Source organism: Mesorhizobium sp. BH1-1-5 (assembly GCF_020165615.1).
Classification (GTDB): domain Bacteria; phylum Pseudomonadota; class Alphaproteobacteria; order Rhizobiales; family Rhizobiaceae; genus Mesorhizobium.
Genome location: NZ_JAIUIM010000014.1, coordinates 150,341 through 176,575 on the forward strand (window position 1 = coordinate 150,341; position 26,235 = coordinate 176,575).

A 26,235-nucleotide genomic window follows, 5' to 3' on the forward strand; every position below is an offset into this window, starting at 1 on the left:
GGCTCTCGGCCCGATCAGGCCGAGATGATCTTGGTGTATTCGTCGAGCGCGGCGCCGTAATTCTTGGCGTACCACTCCATGTCGAGCGGGATCTGCTTCGCCATGTTCGCCGGATCGACCGGGTTGATGCCCTTCTTGTCGGCCGGGATCAGCGCATCCGCCGCCGGGTTGGCCGGGCCCTGGCCGAGCTTGTCGAACATCACCAGTTCCTTCTGTGGATCCTGGGTGCTGGCGATGAACTTCATCGCCGCGTCCTTGCCGCCGGGGTTGTTCTTCAGCACCGCGAGCGCGCCGGGCGAGATCAGGCCCTGGTCCCAGATGAACTTGATCTGGCCGCCCGAGTCCTGCTCGATCAGCGAGGCGCGGGTCGACCACACGATCGCCATAGAGGCTTCGCCGTTGAGCAGCACGCTCTGGCTCTCGGCGCCGCCGCCCCAGTAGGAGACGACGTTCTCCTTGAAGGCGGCGATCTTGTCATGCGCGCGCTTGAGGTCGAGCGGATAGAGCGAGGCGGGCGCGACGCCGTCGGCGAGAAGAGCCGCTTCCCAGCTCGACACGCCCCACTTGTAGAGCGAGCGCTTGCCCGGGAATTTCTTTACGTCGAAGAAGTCGGCCATGCCGGTCGGCGCGTTGGAGCCGAACTTCTGCGAGTCATAGGCGATCACATAGGAGAAGAAGTAGGTCGAGGCGGCATATTCCCAGCCGAAGCCCGGCCGCATCTTGCTCTTGTCGACGATCTTGTAGTCGATCGGCTCGAGCATGCCCTGGCCGCCGAGCGTGATGGCCGAGAACGGATCGACGTCGACCAGATCCCAGGTCGGCGCGCCGCTCTTATACTGCGCGGCGATCGCGCCTTCGGTCGGGCCCGAGCCGTCCATCTTGACCGGGATGCCGGTGTCCTTGGTGAAGGCCTGGCCATAGGCGGCGTCATAGGCCGTGATGGCGTCGCCGCCCCAGTTGACCAGCACCAGCCCCTTGGTCTCGGCGAAAGCGCCGGTCGAGCGCAACAGCATCGGCGTGCCGGCGAGCACGAGGCCCGCGAGCTGCGCGAATTGCCGGCGCGAGATCTCGCCGCGCTTGGTCCGTTCGGCGAGGGATTCGATCGTTTGTTTCTTGGTATCGCTCATGTCAGTTCCCCTTGTTGTCGTTGATTTGAACCGGAAGCCGGTGCGGCGATTTCAGGCCGCGGCGGCGAGTGCTTACTGTCCTCCGTCCGGAAGAAGGAAACCCTTTTCGGCCGGCCAGGTCAGCCAGACGGAATTGCCTTTGCTCAAGGCCGCGGCCGCCACTTCGTTCGGTACCGAGACGGTGACCTTGGCGCCCTGGCGGGTGGTGAGGTCGAGCTTGGTTGCGGCGCCGAGATAGGTCGAGGCGACAGCCGTTGCGGCGATGCCGTTCTCGTCGACCGACGCTTCCGGCGCGATCGACATGTCCTCGGGACGGATGGCGAGGATGGCGTCGCCTTTGATCGCTTCCGCCTTGCAGCGCATGTTGACCGCGCGGTCCTCGCAGAGACCGGTGGCGCCATTGTCGGCGGGGCGCACGCCCTTCACCGGCAGCATGTTGATCTCGCCCAGGAACTCGGCGACGAAGCGGTTGGCAGGCCGGTCATAGACCTCGTCGGGCCTGCCGACCTGCAAGAGCTTGCCATGGTTGAATATGGCGACGCGCGACGACAGCGCCAGCGCCTCGCTCTGGTCGTGGGTGACGAAGACGAAGGTGGTGCCGGTCTCCTGGTGCAGCCGCTTCATCTCGGCCTGCATCTGGCCGCGCAGGCTCTTGTCCAGCGCCGAGAACGGCTCGTCGAGAAGCAGCACGCCCGGCTCGAACACCAGCGCGCGCGCCAGCGCCACGCGCTGCTGCTGGCCGCCGGAAAGCTGCGCCGGCAGTTTCTTCTCATGGCCCTTGAGCCCGACGCGCTCGATCATCTCGCCGACGCGCTGTTTGATCTCGGAAGCGGACTTCTTGCGCACCCTGAGCGGGAAGGCGATGTTCTGCTCCACGCTCATATGCGGGAACAGCGCGTAGCCCTGAAACACCATGCCGGCGGCGCGCTGTTCGGCCGGCCGGTTGGTGATGTCGACGCCGTCGCTGAAAAGCTTGCCTTCGCTCGGCTGCACGAAGCCGGCCAGGATCATCAGGAAGGTGGTCTTGCCGGAGCCGGAGGGCCCAAGCAGCGTCAGGAACTCGCCGCGGCCGATATCGAGCGACAGATTGTCGAGCGCCCGGAACGAGCCGAAGCTCTTGCCGATCCCGTTAGCTTTGATTTCTGCGGCCCGGCCGGGTTGCTGCATCCTGGCTCTTTCCTCAGTTCCCAATGAAATCGTAGGCATGGCTGCGCCTCACCGCAACCGAATAGTTTTCGCCTGATCGGCAAATTTGATTCACGGGTGGTGGGCTTGGTGGGTGGCCGGAACTGCTGATCTCCCCTTGCGGGGGAGATTGGCACTCCATCGCCCCGCCCTCAATACTTCGCCAGCCTGTTCTCCGACAGCTTCGCCCTAAGCCAGTCGCTGAAGGCGTTGAGCACCGGGTGCCCTGCCTTGGCGTGCTCGAACACTAGGTAGTACGACCGCGGCGAAGGGACCGAGGCTTCGAACGGCTTGACCAGCCGGCCCTCGCTCAGCGCCCTGCGGCCGGTCAACTCGTCGCCCATGGCAATCCCCTGGCCGGCGATGGCGGCCGAGAAGACGAGGTTCATGTCGGAAAAGAAGATGCCGCCTTCGGTATCGGGATTTTCCACCTTGGACAGTGCCAGCCAGCGCGCCCAGTCCTCGGTGTCGGAGAGATGCAGGAGATTGGCGCGCAACACGTCGGCGGGTTTGGAAAAGCCGCCCACCTTGTTGAGCAATGTCGGGCTGCAGAGCGGCGTGAAGTGGACCTCGCAAAGCAGCTCCACCGCCCGGTTCGGCCAGTTGCCGACGCCGAAGGCGATGAAGGCGTCGGCCTCCGGGTTGGAGACGTCGTCGAGCCGACGCGGCGTCAGCACGGAGAGCGCCACGTCCGGATACATCTGCTGGAACTCGCCGATATGCGTGCACAGGAACATCGAGGCGAAGCCCGGCGGGCAGGAGATGCCGAAGGAGCCGCCGACGCCGGCGCCGCTGTTTTGCGTTCCGGCGTCGCCGAGCACGGTCAGCGCCTTCCTAACATCGGCCGCGTAGCGCTGGCCGCGCGGGGTGAGGGCCACGCCCTTGCCGATGCGCTGCAACAGATCGAAGCCGAGATCGCGCTCGAGCAGCCTGAGCTGATGCGAGACGGCGCTTCGCGTGAGATAAAGCTCGTCTGCGGCGCGCCACACGCTGCCATGACGGGCAAAGCTGTCGAGGGCGCGCAGCGCCTGCGTGGAAGGTATGCGCAAGGGGCCTCAGGTGAACCGAATTTGCACGAACCGGGAAAACATATCACTTTTTGACGAGCCGCTTCACTGCTTTCTTTGAACCATGGACAAACCGGTGACGAGTTCCGCGCAGGAAACCGCGCTTGCCACGATCGACAGCATCCAGCCGCTGCTGTCGGCCTGGACGCGCACCATCTTCGATTTCGGCGAAACCGCTTGGCGCGAGTACCAGTCGGCCGCCTGGTATGTGGATCGGCTGAAGCGCGAGGGCTTTTCGGTCGAGGAAGGCTCGGGCGGCATGCCGACGGCTTTCTGCGCCCACTGGACGAACGGCGACGGCCCGGTGATCGGCATGTATGGCGAGTACGACGCCGTACCCGGCAACTGCCAGGATGCCGTGACGGTGAAGCGCGCGCGGCCGGGTCTCGGTGTCGAGGCCGGCGGCCACACCGATCCGCATTCGGGTCTCGGCATCGGCAGCCTTGGCGGGCTTTTGGCCACTAAGGCTGCGATGCTGGAGCACGGCATCAAGGGCACGCTGCGCTTCACCGGCGAGCCGGCGGAGAAGGTGAGGGGCTCGAAGCCGATCCATGCGGCAAAAGGCTATTATGACGGCCTCGCCGGCATGATCTCCTTCCATCCCTTCTACATGCTGCCGCTCTGCAACACCGCGCGCTGGGACACGCATTGCGGCGCGGCTTACGCGATGATCTACCGCTTCATCTGCGACGAGCCCGAAAATTGGGGCCGCGCCGCAAGCGACGCAGCGCCGATCCCGCAGGCCCATTCAGCGGTCCGTGCGCCCGGCGCCAATGACGCGCTGATGATGATGTACATGGCCTCCAAGGCGCTGCGCGATTCCATGCTGACGCATCAGGGCGGCTGGTCGATCAGCGAGGCGATCCTGACGGCAGGCCAGGCGACCGCCGACAACCTGCCGGCGGGGCTCGCCGAGATCCAGTACATGATCCGCGTGCCGACCATTGCCATGGCCGAGCAGGTGACCGCCGTGCTCGACCGCAACGCGGACGCCGCGGCCAGGATGAGCGGCTGCCGCTATGAGCGTCGCTGGGTGTCGAAGTCGCGGCCGGGGCTCGCCAACCACGCCATGGCCGACATCACCTATCAGGCACTCTCGACCGTCGGCGCGGCGCGCTGGGACGAGGCGGCCAAGGCCATCGCCCGCGAGGTCCAGGTCAATGCCGGCGGCCAGGCGACCGAGAACCCGTTCATCGACGAGCTGGAGCGGCTGATTTCGCCGCGGGATGCCGAAGCGATCCTGCGCCGCGACCTGCCGCCCTCGCAGGTGAACTCCACCTCGGACGACTATACCGACATGAGCTGGCACGCGCCGACATCGCGTTTCTATGTCGCCCGCCCGGCGCTGCGCGCGACGAACGGCCATGTCTATCCGTCCTGGGCGATGAATGCGCTGGGCGGCATTCCGGCAACCATCGATCCGATGGTGACCTGCGCCGCTAAGACGGTCGCGCTGACGGCGCTGCGCCTGCTGGAAGATAAGGCCGCGCGCGATGCCGCCATGGACGAGTTCGTCAAGCGAACCGGCGGCGGCGTTGGCGGCTCGAACTGGATCGCGCCGCTTTGCGATTACGAACCGCCGATCAATTTCCGCTGGCCGGAATATGTCACCACGCCGCGCGGGCGCGACTGGTGGATCCCGGCCGCTTCCACCGCATGACACGAAACAAACCATCCCGAGGAGAACACCATGACCGTCCATGACCGCATCGTCGCCGAGCCGTTCTCGCTGCAGCGCCGCAATCCCAATGGCGGCACCAAGCCGCTGACCGCCTGGGGCTTCGCCAACGAGACCGATGTGCTGACCGACGTGCTGCTCGGCTCGCCCAACTTCCTGCGCCACCTGTCGACCAGTTCGCTGTCGAGGAAGCACTTGCGCGAGGCACCTTGCAACGTCCAGATCGCGCAGGCGCAGCACAAGGACCTCGTCGCCGCCTATGAGCATTTCGGCGTCAAGATCCACTGGCACGAGCCGACGCCCGAACTGCCGATGCAGGTCTATTCGCGCGACTCCAGCGTCATGACGCCTTACGGCGCCTTCATCACCGCCATGGCCAACTGGTGGCGGCGCGGCGAGAATTACGCCGCCATCCGCACCTATGAAAAGCTCGGCATCCCGATCTACGACATGGTGACGGCCGGTACCTTCGAGGGCGGCGACTTCAACGTCATCGAGGACGGTGTGGTGCTGATCGGCTGCGGCGGCGCCCGCACGCAGGAGGAGGGCGCGCGCCAGGTGCAGGCCTGGTTCGAGAAGGAGGGCTGGGAGACGCGGCTTGCCTTCATCGACGAGTACTACGTCCATATCGACCTGATGGTGGTGCCGATCGCCGAAAAGCTCACCGCCGTCTGCCTCGCCTGCACCGAGCCCGGCATCGTCGACTGGTTGAAGGGCAAGGGCCACGAGATCATCGACGTGCCCTTCCAGGACACGATGGCGCTCGGCTGCAACTTCATGTCTCTCGGCAAGGACAGGGTGATCGCGCCGACCGCCTCGAAGACGCTCATCGAAAAGCTGAAGGCGCGCGGCTTCGAGGTCGCGGCCATCGACATGAGCGAGATCTCCAAGACCGGCGGCGGCATCCACTGCATGGCGCAGGCGCTGAAGCGCGTCCCGGCGTAAGGGCCTTCGAAGTTAGCGCTCGCGCTCGATGAAAGCTTATCCCTCTGGTCGATAGACCAGGGGGATATTGCGTGCTTATCGCCTCGGCCTGTCAGGAGATTGCATCGCTCCGGTTCCGCCCAATCCGATCCTGCGCTAGGCTCCCGTCAGCCGAAACAGGATTGCCGAAAAGATGATCGTCCAGGCCTGCATCAACGGCGCCCGTCCTGCCGACTTCCACCCTGCATTGCCGCTCGACGCCGAGGCGATGGCGCGCGATGCGGTGGCCTCGATCGCGGCGGGTGCGGCCGAGCTGCATGTCCATGCGCGCGGCGCCGACCGGCAGGAAAGCCTGGCGCCCGACGCGATGGACAGGACGATCGCAGCACTCCGCTGCGCCTGTCCGGGCACGCTGATCGGCGTCTCCACCGGCGCCTGGATCGAGAAGGACGATTTGCGCACGCTTGTCGCCATCTCCAGCTGGCGCGAGCTGCCCGACTATGCCTCGGTCAATCTCAGCGAGACGGCAGCACCCGTCGTTATGGAAAGCCTGCGCCAGCGCGGCATCGGCATCGAGGCCGGCCTGGCGTCCATCGCCGACGCCGAGCGGCTGGTCGGCCTCGACCATGGCGGCCGGGTGCTGCGCGTGCTGATCGAGATTTCCGAGCAGACGATTGATCAGGCCTTCGCCGTCGCCGACGGCATCGAGAAGGTGCTGCAGCGCGCCGGCATTCGTCGCTCCCTCCTGCTGCATGGCGAGAACGCCACGGTGTGGCAGTTCGTGGAAAGGGCTGCGGCAAGGCAGTTGTCGACGCGGGTCGGCCTGGAGGACGGCAAGGAATTGCCGGACGGTAGTGTGGCCGCGGGCAATGCCGCGCTGGTGGCGGCGGCGGTGGGGATTTATCGCAGGGTGTGGTGACAGCCAATCTCCCCCCTTGCGGGGGAGATGTCCGGCAGGACAGAGGGCGGTGTGAAGGAACGCCAGCGTGGGCGACCTTCCACTAGTGATCCTAGGACGACGCGGCTGCGAACGACTGACAGGCCGGCGGGGCAGCACCCCGGGCATCTCCCCAGGGGGGAGATCAGCAGTTTCGGCCTCACTGCGTATCCGCGTTGGCTCTCAACTCCGCGCGTTTCTCGTCCGACACCACGGCAAGGTCCAGCACCTTCTGCAGGCCCGCCGCGTGGCGGAAGGTCGGCTCGGTCTGCATGCCGCTCTTCACCGCATCGACGAAGCGCTGGTAATTGGTCGGCACGGAGCCCGCGTCCAGCTCCTCCCATTTGGCGCTCTCGATATTGTCGCCGACACAGGCCTTCAGAGCCGAACCTTCGAGATTGTGCACCACCTCGATGCCGCCCTTGTCGCCATAAATGCGCAGGCGCAATTCGTTCATGTGGCCGGTGGCCCAGCGGCTGGCATGCACCACGCCGAAGGCGCCGTTGGCGAAGTCGAGCGTCATGGCGAAACTGTCATTGGCGTCGAGCTGGTATTCGCCGATGCGGTTGCCCGGCGCCTTGTCGAAGGCGCGCAGCCGGCAGAAGACATGATCGATGTCGAGCGCGGCACCATAGCTGGCGAAATCGAGGATGTGGATGCCGACATCGCCGAGCACGCCGTTCGAGCCGTGGCCGCGCGACAGCCGCCACAGCCATTTCGGATCGGTACGCCAGTCGCCCCAGAATTTCGACACCAGCCAGCTCTGCAGATAGGACGCCTCGACATGGCGCACCATGCCGATCTCTCCCGCCTGCACCATCCGGCGCGCCTTCTGCAGCGCGGCCACGTTGCGATAGGTGAGGTTGACCATGTTGACGACGCCTGCGGCTTCCGCGGCATCGGCCATTTCGCTCGCCTTGCCGAAATTTTCCGCCAGCGGCTTTTCGCACAGCACCGGCTTGCCGGCGGCGACCAGCGCCATGGTGGTCGGGTGGTGGATGCGGTCGGGCGTGACATTGGCGACCGCGTCGAAATCGCTCCAGTCGAGCGCCGCCTCCAGCGAGGTGAAGCGTTTCGGGATCTTGTAGGCGTCTGCATACTCAGCGACGCGGGTCGCATCGAGGTCGACCGCGCCGACGATATCGACGCCCTCGATGGCGCCGAAGCGGCGGGCATGTTCCTGCGCCATCCAGCCGGTACCCAGTATCAAAAGCCGCATTTTCTGCTCCTCCGAGCGATTTGGTTCGATTCAATCATGTGAAGCGAATGTGACCCAGGCGCTGTTTTCACGCAATCCCAAGCGAAGCAGGGAAGGGGCTTTTTTAGCGGAAACCGGCCTCGCCATGCGAATGCAGTTTGGGCCCGCGCTCCTCGATCGGCTCCAGCGCCTTCTCGACCGGCACGTTCGGCGCATCCAGGATGGCGGGCTTCGACCCTTGCGGGTTGTGCGCCCACTTCACCGCGTTGCGCAGCACTTTCTGGACGGTCGCATCGTGATAGGTCGGATAGGTCTCGTGTCCGGGCCGGAAGTAGAAGACATTGCCGGCGCCGCGTCGGTAGGTCAGGCCCGAGCGGAACACCTCGCCGCCCTGGAACCAGGAGATGAAGACGGTTTCCAGCGGCTCGGGCACGGCGAACTGCTCGCCATACATCTCTTCGTTCTCCAGCTCGAAGAATTCGCCGACGCCTTCGGTGATCGGATGGCTGGGGCTCGTCACCCAGAGCCGCTCGCGCTCGCCGGCCTCGCGCCATTTCAGCGTGCAGGGCGTGCCCATCAGCCGCTTGAAGATCTTCGAGAAATGGCCGGAATGGAGCACGATCAGCCCCATGCCCTCCCAGACTCGCTTCGCAACACGCTCGACCACCTCGTCGACCACCGCGCCATGGTCCTTATGGCCCCACCAGACCAGCACGTCGGTCTCGGTGAGGCGCGATTCTGGCAGGCCGTGCTCGGGTTGCTCCAGCGTGGCCGTCGAGGCGGAGATCGCCTTGTCCGCATTCAGCGCCTTGGCGATGGTCGCGTGCATGCCTTCAGGATAGAGGCCGGCGACCACCTCGTTGGTCCGCTCATGGATGTTCTCGCCCCAGACGACAGCGCGAATTGTCATGGATTGCCTCGTGAGTGATTGGGAGCCGCCCCGCGCCATAGATAGCGCCTTCGCCCGGTATTGAAAGCGGTTTTCGACTGTCGCTTGGCTGTGAACGGAGCCCGGCGCGAAAGTCTCCTTACCGGCCAACAATATACGTCCATATGCTTCGGCGTTGATTCAACCGCCGCACAGCCAATTGGCAAGCGCTCCGCCTCGGCTACAATGTCAGCCATGAGCGAAGTGCTTATAGGAGCAGCGATCTTTGCTTGCCTGGCTGGAACCTCGCTGGCCAGCCTGATGGTGCACGAGCGCTTCCCGTCTCACCACCTTGGGGACGACACCAGCGCGGTGGTGCGGCTTGCCGCGAACCTTTTCGTGGTGATGTCCTCGCTTATGCTCGGCCTGATGATCAACTCGGCCAAGAACACATTCGAGTCCATCAACGGCAACGTACACACCTTCGCCACCGAGATCATTCTGCTCGATCGAACGCTCCGGCATTACGGGCCGGAGGCGGACAGCGGCAGGCAGTCGCTCGCCGCCTATGTTCAGCGCGTCGTCGAGACCTCCACGGCCGACAGCGACACGACCGTCGTCCCGAACAGGCTGTCGGAATTGCTGCTCTATCAGGTCGGAGACATCCTGGCGGGATTGGCGCCCGCGGATGCCAAGCAGGCCGCCGCGCAACAGGCCGCGACGCAGCAGCTCCAGAAGCTGATCGAGCAGCGCTGGATACTGGCCGAGCAGTCCGAGGGCGCTATCCCCGCGCCGGTGATCATCCTGCTCGTCGCCTGGCTGACACTGATCTTCGCCAGCTTCGGTTTCAGGGCGCCGCGTAATGGGACTGTCGTCTTCACATGCCTCATTTCCGCAGCGCTGGTGGCCGCGGCGATCTATCTGATCATCGACATGGACTCGCCCTTTTCAGGCCCGATCCAGATCTCGCCGGCGCCCCTGCAGAGGGCGCTGGCGGAACTAACGACGCAATGAGTTCACCGGCTGGATTCGCCCAGCGATTTAATCAGCAACCTTGCCGCCACCTCGGCGCCGTCGGCGCGGATCTTGCCAGCCAATGCCGCCGCGTGAACCCGGGTCTTCCGAGCCAGCGCCACCTCCAGCGCCGCCGATAACGACTTCACCGTTGGCACTGGACCGTCATGCGCGGCGCCGATGCCGAGTTCAGCCACCCGCCGCGCCCAATAGGGCTGGTCGCCGATCTGCGGCACGATCACCTGCGCCGCTCCCGCCCGCGCGGCGGCGACGGTCGTGCCCGCGCCGCCATGATGGATGACGGCCGCGACGCGACCGAACAGGGCCTGCTGGTTGACCTCGCCGACCGCAAAGCAGTCGTCGCGATCATCGATTGGGCCGAGCCCGGCCCAGCCCTGCGCGATGACCGTGCGGAGGCCCCTGGCGCGGATCGCTTCGATGGCGGCGTGTCCGGCTTCGCTCGCGACCGATATCGAGCCGAAGCCGACATAGACCCGCGGCGGCCCGGCATCGAGGAAGGCTTTGAGCGCGCCGGGAAGGGGCCGTTCATCCGGCTGGATGAAGGCGCCGGCCTGCACGGCGTCGATCAGGTCCGAGCCCGGCCACGGCCCCAGCGTCGGATCGCAGGCGAGCAGAACCCTTTTGCCGTAGACATAGTCCCGGACATTTTGCACCGGGGGCAGTCCCAGCGACGCGCGCTGGCCGTTGATCGCCTCGCCGAAGAGCGCGTTCTTGGTCCGGATATCCATCTCCCACAGCAGCCGGTTGTCGGTCACGCCGGCCGGCAGCGGATGGCTTGGATATTCATGCGGCCGGTTGTGCGGCGACGGCAGCCAGATGGGGCAGAATGTACCGAGCATGTAGCGCATGCCACGTTGTTCCGCGACCATCCGCGCGGCGGCGCAGGACGGGAAGAGGCCGAACGCCACCACTGCGTCGCAGCCTTCGGCGGCCAAACTCAGCGCCTCATATTGCCTGGCGACGATCTCGGTCGCCTGGCCGGCAATGAGCCTGGCCCGGTCCTCGGGCGACGCCGATCGCGACCGGTTGATCATTTCTTTCGCCCATTCGCGCACCGGCGCGAAGGCCGGGGCCAGCGGCACGCCGGCGCGGGCGAGAAGCGCGGCAAACTCCGCATCGCCCGGCGCGCTTACCCTGGCCTCGACGCCATGCGCTGCAAGGCCGCGCCCAGCGCCGCCAAAGGCTCGACATCGCCGCGCGAGCCGTAAGTCGATAACAAGATCCGCATTCCATGCTCCGTTGTCGTTTTTCGGAGCAGCGTTGATACGCCATGGCCAGGGGCTTGCCGCAAGCCCGGGCTGCGCCATATCTATATCTTGGGAAGGGTCGTTATCGCTTCCTCAGGTGAGGTGACGATCGTAGCCACGGCTGGAAGCCACGGCAAACCCGGCGCGTGTTGGCGCCAGGCCCTTCGGATCAGCAAGTGGGGATCGATAGCAGCCGGCGACCAGTCGCCGGGCTGGTAGGATTCAACCCTGGCGGCCTTCCTGGGCGACCTGGGTAGGAGATCTTGTGAGGCGCGGAACCACGACAAGGCGCTTGATCTTGCCCTTTTTGTAGGCGGCAAGGAAGCGGTGATAGTCCTTGAAGACGACGCAGCCATTGGACTCGGCGCGGCCGCCGCGCAGCATATAGGTGTGCGCGAGCAGGCCGTTGCGGCCGTATTTGTTGCTGCCGCTGGCTGGCGTGAGCCTGATTGCCTCGACGCCGTGAAAGCGCGATTCGCGCATCGACAGATTGTAGGTGTCCGGCGGCGTCGGGCCGACATTCTTGCGGTTGACGAAGCGAGGCTGGTCGACCATCGAACCCAATCCCGAATGCGCCTCGAGCCTAGAGCCGTCCGGCATATAAACCGTCTTGGCCGAGATATCGTACACGGCCACGCCATTGCCGGTCGAAGGCCCGTTGAACAGGTTGCGGAAGGCGTTGCCGAGGCCGCCGCGCTCAGGCGTGTCGGGCTTTGCATAGGCAAGCATCTCGGACGCCTGCGCCTTGCGCTTGCCGGGCTTGGTGTCGGCCGCGAGCGGCTTCGAGCCCGCTACGCCCGGCAGGGCCTGGTCGCCGCTCCTCGGCGAGACGGTCGTCGGCGTGCTCTGCGCGGTGTCGGCAGCGGACGGCTGTGGCTTGGCCTTGGCCGTCTGCGGCTTCGCGGTCTCCGGCTTCTGCGGCTTGGCCGCGTTCTGCTCGGGCGCCTGGGTGGCGCGCTCGAGCGTGGTGCGCGGGCGAAGGCCGGGCACGGCAATCGCGTCCGGCAGATCGTCCTGCGGCGGCAGCGAGGCGACCTGATATTCGCCGTTCTGGCCGCTGTCCGATTTGTCGGCGACATTTGGCGCGTCGCTGTTTTTGAGCGCGACGGCGGTCGGAACGTCGGCCGTATCCTCCGGCGATACGTTGGCGAGCGCGAGTGCCAACTCTGAAGCGCCAGCGATTTCGGCTGGCTGCGAACCGAACCGGGCTTCCGCCGGGGCGCCCGGCAGCGCGCCGCCGAAACGGCTCGCCGAAGGCAGGCTGGCCAGCAGATACGGCGCGTTCTCGGCGCGGGCAAAGGCATCGGCAAGCTTTTGCGGCGAAAGCGCCGCGCGTTTCACCACACCGTCGAACCGGTCGGCGGCGCCGGCGGCCGAAGCCACCACCACGACTTTTTCCTGCGCGACGCTGTTCGGCGCCGGCAGCTTGAGGCGCGCCATCTTGCCGTCATGGCCATTATTCTTCAGTTTTTCAGGAGCTTGGCCGTCATGACTGAAGCTTGTCGCAAGGCTGAAGCAGCCAGCGTCGCAGCCACCGGTGAGCGAGCCTGCCCTGTAGCCGCCATTGGCGGCAAGGCGCGGCGCCCAGGCATTGGCGATCTGTCGGCGCTGGTCGCCAAGCGCGATGCTGCGCGGCGAAAGCAGGCCTTGCGGCAATCCGTTGGAAGCTGCGGTCAGCGAGGTGCTTACCGAATAGAGCCCCGCCAAAGTGGCGACGGACCATAGGGCAAGGGCGGCGCCGACAGCAGGCACCACGACCCAACGATGACCAGACTTTTTCGAAGTTACCTCCCCATGAGGAGCGTCACCCCGGTTTTTCAAACGCAAAAACGCCATACGACCACTCTCAATCGGCATGCCGGTTTGCGGACCTGGCACCCGTCACGATCACAGTTCGCTGGTGCCCCCTGCACCTACTCGCGTCTGTTGCCGATTGATTCAAAAGATGGACAAAGTTGGTTAACCAATCCCTCCACCAATCGCCATTTTGGCGACGGTCCATACGAAAAAAGAGCCCTCCATGGTCTCCGCCACGGTAGAAATGCTCTCCCTCACCCGCTTTGCTGCCTGTTTTTCCAGCCTGTGTCAAGAAAACGTGAGGGCTGGAACCGCAACGCTTCAGCCGGCTAGAGGCCGATTGAGATTAAAAAACGGCAAGGCGGCAGGCCGCCCGGCTGCCCGGCATTTTCTTTTTGGGCCAGGCGGAATCAGGCGCGGGCCTGTGCCGACCTGCTCGATTCCCGCTTGACCTTCCAGTTACTGGAACCCGTAGCGTGTTGAAAGGTCGTCCCCGCGGCGGCCTTCCCAACCACGGTCGAGGAGATGCACCGCGCGGCTTTCTGGTGGCGGGCCTGGCAACGGCTCTGTCGGGGTCTCGCGCACTGGCGCAGATGAAGATGGACGACATGCCGGGCATGGAACCCATGCCGAGCATGGACATGAGCGATCATGCCGGCCATGACATGGGCGCCATGGCGCAAGCGCCAGCGGCGCTGCCCGAGGGCGAGGCGTTGCGCGACCTGCCGCTGCTTGCCAACGAGGCCGGCCGGTCCGGACTGTTCAAGGCCAGGCTGACAGCTGCGCCGGCCACAGCGCGCTTTGTCGAGGGCCAGGACACGCCGATCCTCGCTTATAACGGCATGAGTCCGGGGCCGCTGATCGAGGCCTGTGAGGGCGACCGCGTCGAAATCACCTTCGCCAACCGGATCGCGGGCGAGCAAAGCACCATCCACTGGCACGGCATGCCGGTTCCGGCCGACCAGGACGGCAATCCGATGGACCCGGTGGCGGCGGGCGCCGACCGCGTCTATGCCTTCGAGCTGCCCGAAGGCTCGGCCGGCTCCTACTGGTATCACCCGCATCCACATGGCCGGGCGGCCGAGCAGGTTTATCGCGGCCTTGCCGGCGCCTTCATCGTCAAGGCCAAAGCCGATCCGATCCCGGTCGCTTATGGCGACACCTCGCTCATGTTCACCGACCTTCGGCTTGCCGCCGCCGGCTCGATGCCCGACACCACCATGACCGACCTGATGAACGGCCGCGTAGGCGACCATGTGCTGGTCAACGGGCAGAAGAACCCGAAGCTGACGATGGCGAGCGGCGCGAAGCGGCGCCTGCGGCTCTACAACGCCACCAATGCGCGGTTCCTCAGGCTCGCCTTCGCCAACGCCGCGATGACCTTGATCGGCAGCGACGGCGGTCTCCTGGAGGCGCCGGTTGCGGCCGAGGAGATATTGCTCAGCCCGGCCGAACGCGTCGAACTGGTCGTCGCCTTCGACCAGCCGGGCTCTGCCACCCTCACCACGCTGGACTATGACCGCGGCTGGATGGGGCCTGGCCGGCCGGCGGATGCCGGGCTGACGCTGCTGACGGTCGATGTCTCCGGCGCGCCGGCCGAGACGATGCCGCCGCTGCCCGGGCGGCTGAGGCCGATCGCGCCTTTCGGGCAGCCCACGATCAGTCGCCGTCTGGTCTTCACCGAGACCGTGGCGATGAACGCCACCGGCATGGAGATGGGCTTCCTGATCAACGGCAAGGCATTCGACATGGGGCGCGTCGACATCGTCGCCAGGGCCGGCGAGACCGAGCTGTGGGAAATCGCCAACCAGGCCGACATGGACCACCCATTCCATGTCCACGGCACGCAGTTCCAGGTGATCGAGCTCGTGCGCGACGGCAAGGTCGCCAAACCGGCTTATCTGGCGTGGAAGGACACGGTCAACGTGGCGCGCGGCGAGACGGTGCGGCTCGTCATCCGCCAGGAGCAGCCGGGCGCGCGCATGTATCACTGCCACATCCTCGAGCATGAGCAGCTCGGCATGATGGGCATCGTCGACGTGCGGGCGTGAGGTTCCGCGACGCTCTCCGGGCGGGGGGCTTGCGCTCGCCGGCCCTCTGGTCCTTGCCCCAACGCTGGCAGCGGGTCCGGGCGATCCCATCGTGGCGGCGCGCCAGGCCTCGATGAAGGAGATGGCGGCCGCCGCCAAGGCGATCGCGGAAATGTTCGGCGGCAAGCGCGTCTATGAGCCGGTAGCCTTCAAGGCAGCCGCGGACACGCTCAGCGCCCGTACCGGCGCTGCCCTGATTGCCGAATTCCCGCGAGGCACGCTTGGTGCGCCGTCTGGCGCCAGGCCGGAAATCGATGAGGCCCGGCCGGAGTTCGAGGCACTCGCCCGCCATATCGGCCGGCTCGCGGACGCGCTCGCCGACAAGGCCGGGAACGCGCCGCCCGAAATCACTGCCGATATGCGGATGACCGGCCCGCCCATGGACGGCGGCAGCCTGCTTGGCAAGCGCCCGGCGCCGTCGAGGCCGATCCAGCCAAAATGCCGGCCGAACACCTCCTGCACCTGATCCTGCAGGACTGCGCGATCTGCCATTCGAAGTTCCGGCGGAAAGTCGAGTGAGGCCGGACGCGGAGAGCATGATCCCGAAAAGTGGCAACTGGTTTTCGGAGAAAGATCATGCTCCAGCAAAAGAGTTGGATCGTGACGGCGATTCAACGAAACGCCATCACGGTCTAACGCGTGATATGGCGGCGCACCGTTCTCCACTCCTGCCAGATCAGCCACATGACGATGGCGTCAAACACGGTCAGCACCAGCAGGCCCGGCGAATGCGTGTAGGAATAGCGATAGACCTGGTAGGCCATGAAGGCGCCGAGCGCGACCAGCGATGCGGGGTAGGACCACAACTTGCCGCGCAGCAGGCCGATGACCAGAAGCAGCTTAATCAATCCGTGGCTGAGCAGGTAGAAGGCATAGAACTCCTTGCTCGCGACGGAGAACCCGGCGGACATCCGCGACAAATGGGTGGCGATGAAGTCATGGGGATCCTCGACCAGTTCTTCCTGGGTGATCATGTTGACCCAGGAAGCGATGGTATCGGTGGTGACGAGGTAAAGCAGGATGCCGCCGATGCACTCGATCAGGGCATGGGCACCTTTTAGCCATACGCTGACCTCAAAGAGCTGGTGAATGCGGTGCTCGCCGGCGGGCTTCAACGATCGACCTACTTTTGGACCAGGGATATCAGGCAGGAATGGACGCTTCTCTCACGCACTGGATCAACGCGGCTGCCGGCATCAGCCCACTCCTTGATAGGACAATGATCGCCATCTCACAATTCGGCGTGCCGCTGATGGTGATTGCGGTCGCCCTGCAATGGTGGTCCAGGGACGATCGCCTCCACGTGCGCCATGCCTGCCTGTCGGCCGGCCTTTCCTTCCTGATCGGGCTGGCGATCAACCAGGCGATCCTGCTCTTCGTCCATCGGATCAGGCCTTACGACGCCGGCGTCACGCATCTTTTGATCGCGCCCAGCACCGACTGGTCGTTCCCCTCCGATCACGCGACCGCCAGCATGGCAGTCGTCGCGGCCTTCGCCTTGCAGGCACTGCCGCGCCGCACGCTCGCTTTGCTCGTCATGGCCGTGCTGGTCTGCTGGTCGCGGCTGCATATCGGCATCCACTATGCAGGTGACATTGCCGGCGGCGCGGCCACCGGGATTGCCGCCGCGTTGGCGGTGCGGCTTAGCTATCGCGAGAATTCGCGGCTGGACGCTTTCGCCACCAAGATCCTGTAACGGACCCGTCTTCGGTTACTCGGGCGCGCATCACAAAAGTGACGCGCTCGCCCGGCTATATGCTAGGCTCACGCCGCCAAAACAGGGTTCATCGTTATGGATGCCAGCGAATTGCAGGCCATAGGCGATACGCTGATGCGCGTTGTCACCCCCGATATGAAACCGAAAGACCTGCTCAAGGCGGTGCGAAAACTGCATCCAGATGCCAAAAAGAAGGACATCGCCCGCGCGGCCTTCCACGCCATCATCGCCAATGCCGACCAGGATCCAGGCAAGTCGCGCAATCTCCAGGCCTTCGCGCTTGCCGAGCGTACCCAGCAATCGGAATAAATTGCCGCGAATTGTAGCGTTGGGCTTGCCGGAAACTTAATAAGCAGTTTCTAATTTAATGACTCAGCCGGCAGTTAGCCCCCAACCGGTAATGAGCCCATGACCAAAAACCTCGGCAATTCCAAACCCAGCGCTCCTGCCAAGGAGATAAACCCCTCGCTGTTCGGCAAGGCCGCGCCGGCGCTGTTTCCGCTGGTCGTAGCGGCGCTCGGCTATCTCGTCGGCCGGCATTTCTTAGGCTTTTGACGCGCCCGGCTTTGCGGCGCGCGTTGTTTCCGGTCAATCCGGTCGCAATTGGCCGATGACAATTCGGCCGTCTTGACCATGCCCTTTGCTGCTTTGGTCCTAGGGCCTAGGTCGTTCTTGTCCTTGGCCGGACCCAAGCGCATGCTCTTGACAGCCGGCGGCCTCGCAAACTCCGGTCAGGCCCGGCCGCCGAACCCAGTATCACCCCCCAAGGCTGCCGGGCCGCCGGCGCGGCGAGTTGGTCCGCACTCTCGCGCGGCCAAGTGCCGGACTGGGCGATCCGCAGTCCCGTTCGGACGCTTTCGAAATCCGCTGCCGCGTCGTCTTGCAGACCGAACGCCCTAGCGAAGTCGAATTCCGCTGCGCCGAGGTGCAATTGCTGCGCCACACCCGTTTTTATTCGTGAGGCTTCGCAAGCGTGTCGAATAACGGAGTGCCGCTTTGCAATAAAAACCAATAAGCCCCGCTTTTCGGCAACTCCAGGCGCGCTAGATCGTATTGGGTCGGAGATAGGCAATTCTTCGAGCCAAGAGCAGGGGGCTGTATATGGTAACAAGCGAGCCAGACAGTGTCCGAGTAAAAGCCGTCAACGGACAATGGATCGTACGCGTCGTCGATGGCGGCAGGCTGACGCAGCAAGTGTTCGATATTCACGCGCAGGCCGAGGTCTTCGCCGAGGAGGAGCGGTTGCGACTGGGGCTGCCTGGCGAGCCGCCGGCCGAGGAGCCGGTCGGGCCACTGCGACGCGGGCGGGCTCACTGAGGTCGTACCACGTATAGGCGCCGGTCAGCTTCAGGTCGGGCGTCAGCTGGCCGACAGCCTCGATCTCGACGCCGCGCGAATTCACCTTGCCGATCTGTCGGTTGAAGTTGATCTGGCCGTCGCCGGTCACCACGTTCTGGCGCGTCAGGTCGAACAGCGATGCGCTGAACATCACGTCGCTCAGCCATGTCGGCTGGTATTTGACGCCCGCCTCGTATTGCACCGCTGTCTCCGGCTTGAATGCCTCCCCTGTCTTGGCTGCGAGCGCTCGAACTTGTCGACGCTGGGCTCGCTGGTGAAGAGGTCGCGCGGAATCTTTCCCCACGGCGCGTCGACGACGGTGCCGACATAGGGCAGGAAGTTCTGGCCGCGCGTCTTCAGCTTCGAGACGTTGGCATAGACGATGAGGCTGGTGTCTTCGTCCGGCTTCCAGGTCACCTCCGGCATGAGGGCGAACTGGTCGTTGTCGGTGTAATCGACCTGCGTGCCGCCGTAATTGCCGGTGGCGATGAAGCGATAGGCGAGCGTGCCGTCCTCGTTGACGCCCTCGACGTCGAGCCCTGACCAGACATTGCCGAACTCGTTGACGCCGATCGCGGTCTCGCCGCGGTTCTGGAAGGTCGGCCGCTTGGAGACGAGGTTGATGAGGCCGCCCGGGTTCGAGGCGCCGTAGAGCGCCGACGACGGCCCGCGCAAGATGTCGATGCGGTCGAGCAGATAGGGATTCACCTTCCAGGTGGCGAAGCTGTCGCTCGACTGCAGCTGCAGTCCGTCGAGGAAGTAGCTGTTGACCTGCGAGGAGAAGCCTCGGATCAGGAACCAGTCGTTGCGGGTGTCGTTGCCGAAGGTTTCCGAACGGATGCCCGGCGCAGAGCGCGTCGCCTCGACCACCGAGCGCGCCGCCTGGTCGTCGATCTGCCGGCTGCCGATGACGCTGACCGCCTGCGGCGTCTTTCCAGCGGCTGGTCGGACTTGGTGGCGCTGGCGTCCTTCTTGGCTTTGTAGCCATCGAAGCCCGGTGTGCGGTCGCCGACGGCCTCGCCCTGGACCTCGATCGGCGCCAGCACTTCCCGTTTCTCCTGCGCCAGCGCCTGCGGCGTGTTGAGGAAAGTCGTCGCCAGCAAAAATCCCGCCAGAACGCGCCGGTCCTTCATCAGCCTGATCCCCATCTCGAAAAGCTGCGGGCAGCGCCATTCAAGATGAGTAAAAGAGTCAACTTTTAATTCGCGAGCAAAACCGCGTGCACTTGCCGATCTCCCCCAACACGGGGGGAGATCGCAGCTGCAACGCCTCGAGCCTACCCCAGATGCTCGGCCCTAAGCTTCTCCTTCATCCGCTTGAGCGCCGGCTCGCCGCCCGCAGCCAACTCGTTCGCTACCCGCGCGAGCTTGTCGTCTGCCTGTCGATATTTGCCGCCCCAGGCGCCGAGCGTGGCGAGCACGGGCAACAGGTCGATGCCGGCTTCGGTCAACCGGTAGATCGCCTTGAGCCCATGCGTCGGGTCGTCGCTGCGGGTGAGGATGCCTTCGTCCTGCATTGTCTGCAGCCGCTCGGCGAGCGTCCTGGACGAGATGCCCTCGTCGGATTGCAGGAATTCGCGAAAATGTCTTTTCCCGGCGAAGATCAAGTCGCGGATGATGAGCAGCGTCCAGCGGTCGCCGAGCAGTTCGAGCGAGAGGTTGATCGGACAGCCGGATCGCCCTTTGGTCGACATCGGAATGGTTCCATTTTTAAATCACTTTACTATTGACATCATTCTCTCCTTGCGTCAAATGGTTCCAAAAGTAAATCATTTGAGCAGAGAGGAGATCGACATGAGCGAGCAAGCCAACCGTACGATCGTGGTCGTCGGCGCAACCAGCGAGGTCGGCGCCGAGGTCTCGGCCAGGCTGACCAGGGCAGGGCACACGGTGCGCGGCGTCGCCCGCAGCCTCGGCGTCGCGCTTGACGACCAGGCGGCGCTCGACGCCGCCTTCTCGGGCGCCGATGGCGCCTATGTGATGATCCCCTTCGATGTCACCGCGCCCGATCTGCACAGTTTCGAGAATGAGGTCGGCGCACGGCTGGCAGCGTCCATCGCCAAGGCCGGCCTGCGCCGTGTCGTGCTGCTCAGCGGCCTCAATGCCCATCTCAGAATGGGCACCTCGCTGGGCGCCGCGCTGATGGAAGAGCGGCTTGCCGCGCTCGGCCTGGAGCAACTGGTCTATCTGCGCGCCTCCTTCTTCATGGAGAATTTCGTCAAGGGCATGGGCTTCGTCGAGCAGGCGGCGTCCGGCGTCTTTGCCTCGCCCTTCCGCGGCGACCTGCCGATGCCGCTGATAGCCGCCAAGGACATTGGCGAGCGCGCCGCCGTGCTGTTGAGCGCCGAACACTTTCCGGCCCGGCGCGTCGTCGAATTGCACGGTGGCGGTTCCTACACGCTCGATCAGGCCACCACGATCCTGGGCCGGGCGATCGGCAAGGATGTCGCCTACCATGAAGCGCCTTTCGCCGAAGCGCGGGCCGGCATGGTCGCCAATGGCATATCGGCGAGTTTTGCCGATGCGCTGGGCGAAACGGCGGCAAGCTTCAACAGAGGCGAGCGCTGGGCGCTGGAGGCACCCTCAGCCGAAAACGCCACGCCGACCAGCTTCGAAACCTGGGTGAGAGCCTTCGCCCGTTCGCGCAATGCCAGCTAGCGCTCCGCGCCGCAAATACAGGAGAGGAGACCCGAATGAAGAATCTCATCCTTCAGATGCAGATGTCGGTCGACGGTTTTGTCGGCGCCGATGAGGATCGTCGCTGGCAGCTCTGGGAATGGGGCGACGACAGCGCCTGGGACGAGGAGCTCAAGCAGGACTTCAACGCCATTTTCGAGACCATCGACACCATCCTGTTGAGCCGCAAGATGGCGGAGGAGGGGTATATGACTCATTGGGGCAATGCCGCGAGGAAATATCCGAAGGATCGCTTCTATGCCTTCGCGCGGCGCATCGTCGAGGTTGAGAAGGTGGTGGCGAGCGACAAGCTCGAGGCTTCGCGCTGGGAACGGACGCGGGTCGTCAGCGGCGACCTGCCGCGCGAGGTCGATGCGCTGAAGCAAGGCGAGGGCGGCAGCATCGCCGTGTTCGGCGGCGCGGGCTTTGCCTCCGCGCTGATCGCCGCCGGTCTGGTCGACGAGTTCCAGCTCTTCATCAATCCTGCGGTGCTGGGCAGCGGCCGCCGCATCTTCGACAAGGGCGGTTTTGGCGGGCTGAAGCTCCTCGGCTCGAAGTCCTATGCCTGCGGCATGGTGGTGAGCCGCTACGCGCCGGCGCAATGAGGAGCGGCACCGAGGTCGCGCCGCGTTGAATCAATCCGTCAGTGCGTCTTCTCAACCGCCTGTTTGGCCGTGCCTTTCCCGCATCGGCTGCGAGCCGCTTCCGCTGACGAGCCGCAGTTGCGCGCCCGGCCGGCCGGGCCAGGCTGCATGGTCGTTGCCCGCGGCGACGAACCAGCGGGCCTCACGCGATGTCAGGCCGATAAGCACCCGGCCAGCATATTCGGCCGGCGCGCCATTACCCGCATCGAAAACCGCCCAGCTGCCGCCGGGCGGCTCCTGCACCGCGACGAACCTCATCGGAGACTCCATCTGTGAAGAGATGGGCAACATAGCAGGCGCGACTTGGCGTTCCTATGACGTGGCTCACATTGGCACATATTTGCGGTGGATAGCAGGGCTCCGGCTGCAATCAGGCCGTGCGTCCACCAATCTCCTTGGCCGCTTGCGCTACTGCCCTGCCTGGTCGGCGTCGGTCAGCGTGCCGAGGAAGGCGACGATGTCGTCGATCTCGGCGTCGGTCAGCGCCGGCTTGTCGCCGGGTTTCTTGCCGTTGAACGGTGGGTCGGTGTTGAGGTTCGGCCAATAGGCTTTCGGCAGGTCGTCGAATTTGTCGACCGTGCCGTCGGCCTTCTTCGGATACCAGCGCGCCGGGTCGCTGTCGCGGCTGGCGTAGAAGGCCACCGCCTCGCGCAGCGTGTGGAAATAGCCGTTGTGGAAGAAACTTTTGCGCAAGGCCACGTTACGCAGGGTCGGCGTCTTGAACAGGCCGCAATATTCCGTCCGCCCCTTGAAGTCGGTGCGCATCGGACCGCACAGGCCAAGGTCGACATAACTGGAATCGGCATTGGCGGGGATCGCCGGATTGCGCGGCACGGCGATCGCGATCAGGCCGTAATCGGTGAACTGCGGCGGCTCGCCGTCGTTGGCCGGCTCGCTCAGATGGCAACTCGCGCAATTGCCCTTCGCTTCGTCCTCGAACAGCATGCGGCCGCGCAATTCCTGCGCCGAGAGCTGCGCCTTGCCGGCAAGGAAGGCGTCGTAACGGCTGGAATAGGGATAGAAATCGGCGCTGCTCTGCTCGAACGTGCCGAGCGCTTCGACCGCGGCGTCGAAGGCGTCCTGCGGGTGCTCGAACACATCGGCGCCGAACGCCGCCTTGAAGGCGTCGGCATAGGGCGCCTTGCCCAGCGCCGCGACCACGTCGCCCTCGTCCTTGTTGCCCATCTCGAAGGGCGACAGCAGCGGGATCCTGGCCTGGTCCTTGCCGTGGTCGGCGCGGCCGTCCCAGGTCAGGCCGCCGGTCGGGCCGTTGTCGACGCTCTCGTCGCCTTCATCCTCGGAGTCGTAAAAATGCTCGGTGAAGGCGGGTGCAGCCTGCAGATAGCGCAGCGACGGCACGGCACGGACGCCGGGTCGGTCGAGGTTGGCTCCGCCCATCTCGACCGGCGACGCCGAGGCCGGGCCGAAGGCGTGGTTGGGATCGTGGCAGGACGAGCAGGCCTGCTTGCCCGATGCCGAGAGAGACGGATCGAAGAACATCTGCCGCCCGAGCGCCGTCAGCGCGTCGGCTCGGGCGAGGGCGTCCTGGCGCGACATCGGGCCGGGATGGACGCCGGAGGGTTCCGCGGCGTCGGCAGGCGCGGTCAAGCCGATCATCGAAGCCGCCAGAACGGCGATCACGTGATTTTTCCGTCCCATCGTCCGCGGCGACATCCCTGATTTCCTTCGCCCGATTTCGTTCGCGACGTAAGGTTCGAGTGCAACGGATTGATGACCGGCCGTATCGCTCACGAAACCGTGTTCGGACGCTGCAGAACTGTCACATGGATGACAACGCGCCGAAGTAGCTGGGCATTGATGCCGTTGCGTTCCTGCATTGCCGTCCTCCAGCCATTCCCAAGCCACGAGGCATTTCCCAATGATCCGGTCCTTGCTCCCTCTTTGCCTCGCCACCACGGCGCTGGCATCGCTCTCCGCTGCTGCCCACGCGGCACCTCCCGGCTATGACAAGATCGACACCGTCGTCGTCATCTACGCCGAGAACCGCAGCTTCGATAACCTCTATGGCGGCTTCCCCGGCGCCAGCGGCCTGGCGAACGTCTCGCCCGACCAGGCGCGCCAGCTCGACCGCGACGGCAAGCCGCTTTCCGAACTGCCGCCGGCCTGGGGCGGACTGACCGGCAAGGGCGTCACGCCGGCGGTGACGGAAGCGCAGAGCGCGCATCTTGCCAACGCTACCTTCGCCATCGACGATCCCAAGGGTTTCAACGAGGGCACCAACGTCGTCACGCACGACCTCTGGCACCGCTTCTACCAGGAGCAGATGCAGATCGATGCTGGCCGGAACGACAAGTTCGTCGCCTGGGGCGATTCCGGCTCGTTGGTTATGGGCCACTATGACGGCTCCAACCTGCCGATGTGGGCGATCGCCAAGAAATACGTGCTCGCCGACAACTTCTTCCAGGGGGCCTTCGGCGGCTCCTTCCTCAACCACTTCATGCTCGCCTGCGCCTGCGCCCCGTTCTACCCGAATGCCGACACCAGCCCGGTGAAAGGCCAGATAGCGGCCGTCGAGCCGGATGGCGTGACGCTGAAGCCGGCCGACAATTCGCCGCCCTCGGCGCTTGGCGGCGTGCCGAAATTCGCCAATGACGGCGCTATCACGCCCGACTTCTACGCCGTCAACACCATGCAGCCGCCTTACCAGCCGAGCGCCAACAAGCCGGCCGAGGGCGGCGACAAGGCGCTCGCCGATCCGGCGCAGCCGACCACGCTGCCGCCGCAGCAGGAGATCACCATCGGCGATCTCCTGTCGCTCAAGGGTATTTCCTGGGCCTGGTATTCAGGCGCCTGGCAGGCGGCGCTCGACGGCAAGAACGCCACGCCCGTGCCGAACTTCCAGTTCCACCACCAGCCCTACAACTATTTCGCCGCCTATGCCCCGGGCACGGCAGCGCGCGCCGAGCATCTCAAGGATGGCGGCCTCGGCGGCGAAGAGTTCATCAAGTCGATCGACGACGGCAAGCTGCCGGCTGTCTCCTTCTACAAGCCGCAGGGCAATCTCAACGAACACGCCGGCTATGCCGATGTGACCTCCGGCGACCAGCATCTGGCCGACCTCGTCGCGCATCTGGAGAAGAGCCCGCAATGGCAGCATATGCTGGTGGTCATCACCTATGACGAGAATGGCGGCTTCTGGGATCACGTCGCGCCGCCGAAGGCCGATCGCTGGGGCCCGGGCAACCGTATTCCGGCCTTCATCATCTCGCCCTACGCGAAGATGGGTATGGTCGACCACACCCAGTACGACACCACCTCGATCCTGCGCTTCATCACCAACCGCTACGACCTCCCGGTGCTGCCCGGCATCGTCGCCCGCGACAAGGCCCTGCGCAACAACGACCAGCCGCCGATGGGCGATCTGACGGCGGCGCTGGATTTGACGAGGTAGCGCTTCACCGCTTGGTTCCTCGCCCCGCCAAAGGCGGGGAGAGGTGTCCGCGAAGCGGACGGAGAGGGGCCTTCGTGGGGCGCTCCCCTCCGTCTTGGCTTCGCCAAGCCACCTCTCTCCCACTTTCGTGGGGGCGAGCAGACGCTAACCCCCCATGGCCTGCTTCGGCGATTGCCTCGGTGAATTCCCCTCCGCTATCAATGTATTCAAAGTTGGAGACATTCGATGGCGGACCTCAAAGTCAGAACCCGAAAAGTCGGCGCGCTTGCCGTCCTGCCGCCGGGTGGCCTGCCGGCGGTCACGACACCGACCGGCGGCACCGTCGATGTCGTCACGCAGGTCAGCGCCCCCGGCTTCAGCCCTCTCGACCTGCTCCATGCCTCCTTAGCCGCCTGCATGGTGCTCAGCGCCCGCATCGCCGCCAACCGCCTCGGCGTCGCCGACCGGCTCGGCGAGGTGAGGGCGCAGGTCACCGGCGAGAAGGCGAAGGACGAGCCGTCGCGGGTCGAGACGTTCAAGATCAAACTGGAAATCGACGGCGACCTCGATGCGACGACGAAAGAGCGGATCCTCGCGGACGCCGAGGATATCTGCACCGTCTCCAACACGCTGCGCGGCGCGCCCGCGCTGCATGCCACATTGGGGTGAGGCCGATGGTGCATCTCTCGCCGATCGACTATGCGACGGCCTCCGACGAAATCCGCGCCGAGCACGACAGGGAACTGGGCCTGCGCGGCCGCATGACCAACATGAAGCGCATCCTGCTTCATTCGCCGGCCGCCCACCGCATCTACGCCGAGTGGTTCACGCTGCGCGATCTTCTCAAGCCCACGCTCGACGACCGCGCCATCTGGCTGTTCTCGAAGGCGATCGCCGAGACGATGCGCGCCGAGATCCCGGTCACCTTCTTCCGCCGGGCGCTGATCGACAACGGCCTCGATCCTGATGCGATTAAACCTTCAGCCGACGAAACCCTTCTCATCGAATTCGCCAGGGCGACCGCCGCCGACGCCAATACGGTTTCGAATGAAACCTGGGCAGCGCTCAAGGCGCGCTACGACGAGACGCTGCTCGTCAACCTCGTCGCCTTCGCCGGCATCATGGTGGCGACCTGCGTGTTCACCAATGCTGTGAGGGTGGAGCTGGATCCGGAGCTGGAGAAGTATCGCAAGCGGTGAAGCTGCTGATCTCCCCCCTTGCGGGGGAGATGCCCGGCAGGTGTCCGAACCGGATAGATAGGTAACAGAATAGACCGATTAGATGGGTGACAGTTTTCTTGCCAGCCGGGAGGACCGG

General features: G+C 65.0%; 28 protein-coding genes. 14 read left to right on the forward strand and 14 right to left on the reverse strand.

Translation table 11 applies throughout. From position 1 onward, the window contains the following. Positions 1 to 14: 14 nt before the first annotated feature. From LB572_RS20050 to LB572_RS20060, 3 genes are all read right to left on the reverse strand, one after another. Positions 15 to 1,127, reverse strand: a complete 1,113-nt coding sequence (locus LB572_RS20050; RefSeq protein ID WP_224668907.1) for an ABC transporter substrate-binding protein — start codon at positions 1,125 to 1,127, stop codon at positions 15 to 17. A gap of 72 nt (positions 1,128 to 1,199) precedes the next feature. Continuing rightward, positions 1,200 to 2,294: an ABC transporter ATP-binding protein gene (locus tag LB572_RS20055; protein ID WP_140803507.1), complete on the reverse strand. Its 1,095-nt coding sequence runs from the start codon at positions 2,292 to 2,294 to the stop codon at positions 1,200 to 1,202. Positions 2,295 to 2,464: 170 nt separating this feature from the next. Beyond that, the gene (locus LB572_RS20060) at positions 2,465 to 3,361 is read right to left on the reverse strand and encodes a LysR substrate-binding domain-containing protein (protein ID WP_224668908.1); all 897 of its coding nucleotides are present in this window, start codon (positions 3,359 to 3,361) and stop codon (positions 2,465 to 2,467) included. Between the two features lie 82 nt (positions 3,362 to 3,443). On the opposite strand from LB572_RS20060, the gene LB572_RS20065 reads away from it, so the two are divergent. From LB572_RS20065 to LB572_RS20075, 3 genes are all read left to right on the forward strand, one after another. Next, complete coding sequence (locus LB572_RS20065) at positions 3,444 to 5,039, forward strand: amidohydrolase (RefSeq protein WP_224668909.1); 1,596 nt, start codon at positions 3,444 to 3,446, stop codon at positions 5,037 to 5,039. 30 nt (positions 5,040 to 5,069) lie between these two features. After that, on the forward strand, positions 5,070 to 6,002 hold the full coding sequence (locus tag LB572_RS20070) for a dimethylarginine dimethylaminohydrolase family protein (RefSeq protein WP_140803510.1): 933 nt from the start codon (positions 5,070 to 5,072) through the stop codon (positions 6,000 to 6,002). A 172-nt stretch (positions 6,003 to 6,174) separates the two neighbouring features. Beyond that, entirely contained in the window at positions 6,175 to 6,900 is a 726-nt protein-coding gene (locus LB572_RS20075) for a 3-keto-5-aminohexanoate cleavage protein (RefSeq protein WP_224668910.1), read from the forward strand. Between the two features lie 178 nt (positions 6,901 to 7,078). Here the strand turns inward: LB572_RS20075 and LB572_RS20080 are convergent, their stop codons facing one another. Together LB572_RS20080 and LB572_RS20085 are read right to left on the reverse strand one after the other, a co-directional pair. Further along, positions 7,079 to 8,137, reverse strand: coding sequence for a Gfo/Idh/MocA family protein (locus LB572_RS20080; RefSeq protein ID WP_224668911.1), 1,059 nt, complete (start codon positions 8,135 to 8,137; stop codon positions 7,079 to 7,081). A gap of 103 nt (positions 8,138 to 8,240) precedes the next feature. After that, positions 8,241 to 9,026: a ThuA domain-containing protein gene (locus LB572_RS20085; protein ID WP_224668912.1), complete on the reverse strand. Its 786-nt coding sequence runs from the start codon at positions 9,024 to 9,026 to the stop codon at positions 8,241 to 8,243. Between the two features lie 213 nt (positions 9,027 to 9,239). On the opposite strand from LB572_RS20085, the gene LB572_RS20090 reads away from it, so the two are divergent. Beyond that, a complete protein-coding gene (locus LB572_RS20090; protein ID WP_224668913.1) occupies positions 9,240 to 9,998 on the forward strand; it encodes a DUF4239 domain-containing protein in 759 nt (252 codons plus the stop codon). Between the two features lie 2 nt (positions 9,999 to 10,000). Here the strand turns inward: LB572_RS20090 and LB572_RS20095 are convergent, their stop codons facing one another. Both LB572_RS20095 and LB572_RS20100 read right to left on the reverse strand, forming a co-directional pair. Next, positions 10,001 to 11,326, reverse strand: a complete 1,326-nt coding sequence (locus LB572_RS20095; RefSeq protein WP_224668914.1) for a glycosyltransferase — start codon at positions 11,324 to 11,326, stop codon at positions 10,001 to 10,003. Positions 11,327 to 11,488: 162 nt separating this feature from the next. Continuing rightward, positions 11,489 to 13,018: a tlde1 domain-containing protein gene (locus tag LB572_RS20100; protein WP_224668915.1), complete on the reverse strand. Its 1,530-nt coding sequence runs from the start codon at positions 13,016 to 13,018 to the stop codon at positions 11,489 to 11,491. 644 nt (positions 13,019 to 13,662) lie between these two features. Between LB572_RS20100 and LB572_RS20105 the strand changes: the two genes are divergently transcribed. Continuing rightward, positions 13,663 to 15,114 (forward strand): multicopper oxidase family protein, encoded by a 1,452-nt coding sequence (locus tag LB572_RS20105; protein ID WP_224668916.1) that lies wholly within the window; start codon positions 13,663 to 13,665, stop codon positions 15,112 to 15,114. A 91-nt stretch (positions 15,115 to 15,205) separates the two neighbouring features. Beyond that, a complete protein-coding gene (locus LB572_RS20110; protein WP_224668917.1) occupies positions 15,206 to 15,619 on the forward strand; it encodes a cytochrome c in 414 nt (137 codons plus the stop codon). Between the two features lie 166 nt (positions 15,620 to 15,785). Here the strand turns inward: LB572_RS20110 and LB572_RS20115 are convergent, their stop codons facing one another. Continuing rightward, positions 15,786 to 16,268 (reverse strand): DUF2127 domain-containing protein, encoded by a 483-nt coding sequence (locus LB572_RS20115; protein WP_224668918.1) that lies wholly within the window; start codon positions 16,266 to 16,268, stop codon positions 15,786 to 15,788. A 104-nt stretch (positions 16,269 to 16,372) separates the two neighbouring features. Between LB572_RS20115 and LB572_RS20120 the strand changes: the two genes are divergently transcribed. From LB572_RS20120 to LB572_RS20130, 3 genes are all read left to right on the forward strand, one after another. Continuing rightward, on the forward strand, positions 16,373 to 16,849 hold the full coding sequence (locus tag LB572_RS20120; protein WP_318014051.1) for a phosphatase PAP2 family protein: 477 nt from the start codon (positions 16,373 to 16,375) through the stop codon (positions 16,847 to 16,849). 135 nt (positions 16,850 to 16,984) lie between these two features. Continuing rightward, on the forward strand, positions 16,985 to 17,179 hold the full coding sequence (locus LB572_RS20125; RefSeq protein ID WP_318014052.1) for a hypothetical protein: 195 nt from the start codon (positions 16,985 to 16,987) through the stop codon (positions 17,177 to 17,179). A gap of 99 nt (positions 17,180 to 17,278) precedes the next feature. Beyond that, on the forward strand, positions 17,279 to 17,425 hold the full coding sequence (locus LB572_RS20130; protein WP_181179360.1) for a hypothetical protein: 147 nt from the start codon (positions 17,279 to 17,281) through the stop codon (positions 17,423 to 17,425). A 586-nt stretch (positions 17,426 to 18,011) separates the two neighbouring features. Here LB572_RS20130 and LB572_RS34605 read toward each other — a convergent pair. The 4 genes from LB572_RS34605 to LB572_RS20150 all read right to left on the reverse strand — a co-directional run bounded on the left by LB572_RS34605 (position 18,012) and on the right by LB572_RS20150 (position 19,901). Then, positions 18,012 to 18,410: a TonB-dependent receptor domain-containing protein gene (locus tag LB572_RS34605; RefSeq protein WP_224668919.1), complete on the reverse strand. Its 399-nt coding sequence runs from the start codon at positions 18,408 to 18,410 to the stop codon at positions 18,012 to 18,014. Next, positions 18,368 to 19,117 (reverse strand): TonB-dependent receptor plug domain-containing protein, encoded by a 750-nt coding sequence (locus tag LB572_RS34610; protein WP_224668931.1) that lies wholly within the window; start codon positions 19,115 to 19,117, stop codon positions 18,368 to 18,370. The genes LB572_RS34605 and LB572_RS34610 overlap by 43 nt, the downstream gene beginning before the upstream one ends. Next, the gene (locus LB572_RS20145; RefSeq protein ID WP_224668933.1) at positions 19,000 to 19,341 is read right to left on the reverse strand and encodes a hypothetical protein; all 342 of its coding nucleotides are present in this window, start codon (positions 19,339 to 19,341) and stop codon (positions 19,000 to 19,002) included. The genes LB572_RS34610 and LB572_RS20145 overlap by 118 nt, the downstream gene beginning before the upstream one ends. A gap of 143 nt (positions 19,342 to 19,484) precedes the next feature. Further along, a complete protein-coding gene (locus tag LB572_RS20150; RefSeq protein ID WP_224668920.1) occupies positions 19,485 to 19,901 on the reverse strand; it encodes a winged helix-turn-helix transcriptional regulator in 417 nt (138 codons plus the stop codon). A gap of 100 nt (positions 19,902 to 20,001) precedes the next feature. Here LB572_RS20150 and LB572_RS20155 point away from each other — a divergent pair, with 100 nt between their 5' ends. Then, the gene (locus tag LB572_RS20155) at positions 20,002 to 20,865 is read left to right on the forward strand and encodes an NmrA family NAD(P)-binding protein (protein WP_224668921.1); all 864 of its coding nucleotides are present in this window, start codon (positions 20,002 to 20,004) and stop codon (positions 20,863 to 20,865) included. A 35-nt stretch (positions 20,866 to 20,900) separates the two neighbouring features. Beyond that, a complete protein-coding gene (locus LB572_RS20160; RefSeq protein ID WP_224668922.1) occupies positions 20,901 to 21,488 on the forward strand; it encodes a dihydrofolate reductase family protein in 588 nt (195 codons plus the stop codon). A gap of 51 nt (positions 21,489 to 21,539) precedes the next feature. Here LB572_RS20160 and LB572_RS20165 read toward each other — a convergent pair whose 3' ends face one another. Both LB572_RS20165 and LB572_RS20170 read right to left on the reverse strand, forming a co-directional pair. Continuing rightward, complete coding sequence (locus LB572_RS20165; RefSeq protein WP_224668923.1) at positions 21,540 to 21,785, reverse strand: hypothetical protein; 246 nt, start codon at positions 21,783 to 21,785, stop codon at positions 21,540 to 21,542. Positions 21,786 to 21,935: 150 nt separating this feature from the next. Beyond that, positions 21,936 to 23,144, reverse strand: a complete 1,209-nt coding sequence (locus LB572_RS20170) for a cytochrome-c peroxidase (protein ID WP_224668932.1) — start codon at positions 23,142 to 23,144, stop codon at positions 21,936 to 21,938. Between the two features lie 262 nt (positions 23,145 to 23,406). Here LB572_RS20170 and LB572_RS20175 point away from each other — a divergent pair, with 262 nt between their 5' ends. The 3 genes from LB572_RS20175 (at position 23,407) to LB572_RS20185 (ending at position 26,117) form a co-directional block, all read left to right on the forward strand. Further along, positions 23,407 to 24,939, forward strand: coding sequence for an acid phosphatase (locus LB572_RS20175; RefSeq protein ID WP_224668924.1), 1,533 nt, complete (start codon positions 23,407 to 23,409; stop codon positions 24,937 to 24,939). 225 nt (positions 24,940 to 25,164) lie between these two features. Then, complete coding sequence (locus tag LB572_RS20180; protein WP_140803528.1) at positions 25,165 to 25,587, forward strand: OsmC family protein; 423 nt, start codon at positions 25,165 to 25,167, stop codon at positions 25,585 to 25,587. Positions 25,588 to 25,592: 5 nt separating this feature from the next. Continuing rightward, positions 25,593 to 26,117, forward strand: a complete 525-nt coding sequence (locus tag LB572_RS20185; protein ID WP_140803529.1) for a hypothetical protein — start codon at positions 25,593 to 25,595, stop codon at positions 26,115 to 26,117. Positions 26,118 to 26,235: the final 118 nt, after the last annotated feature.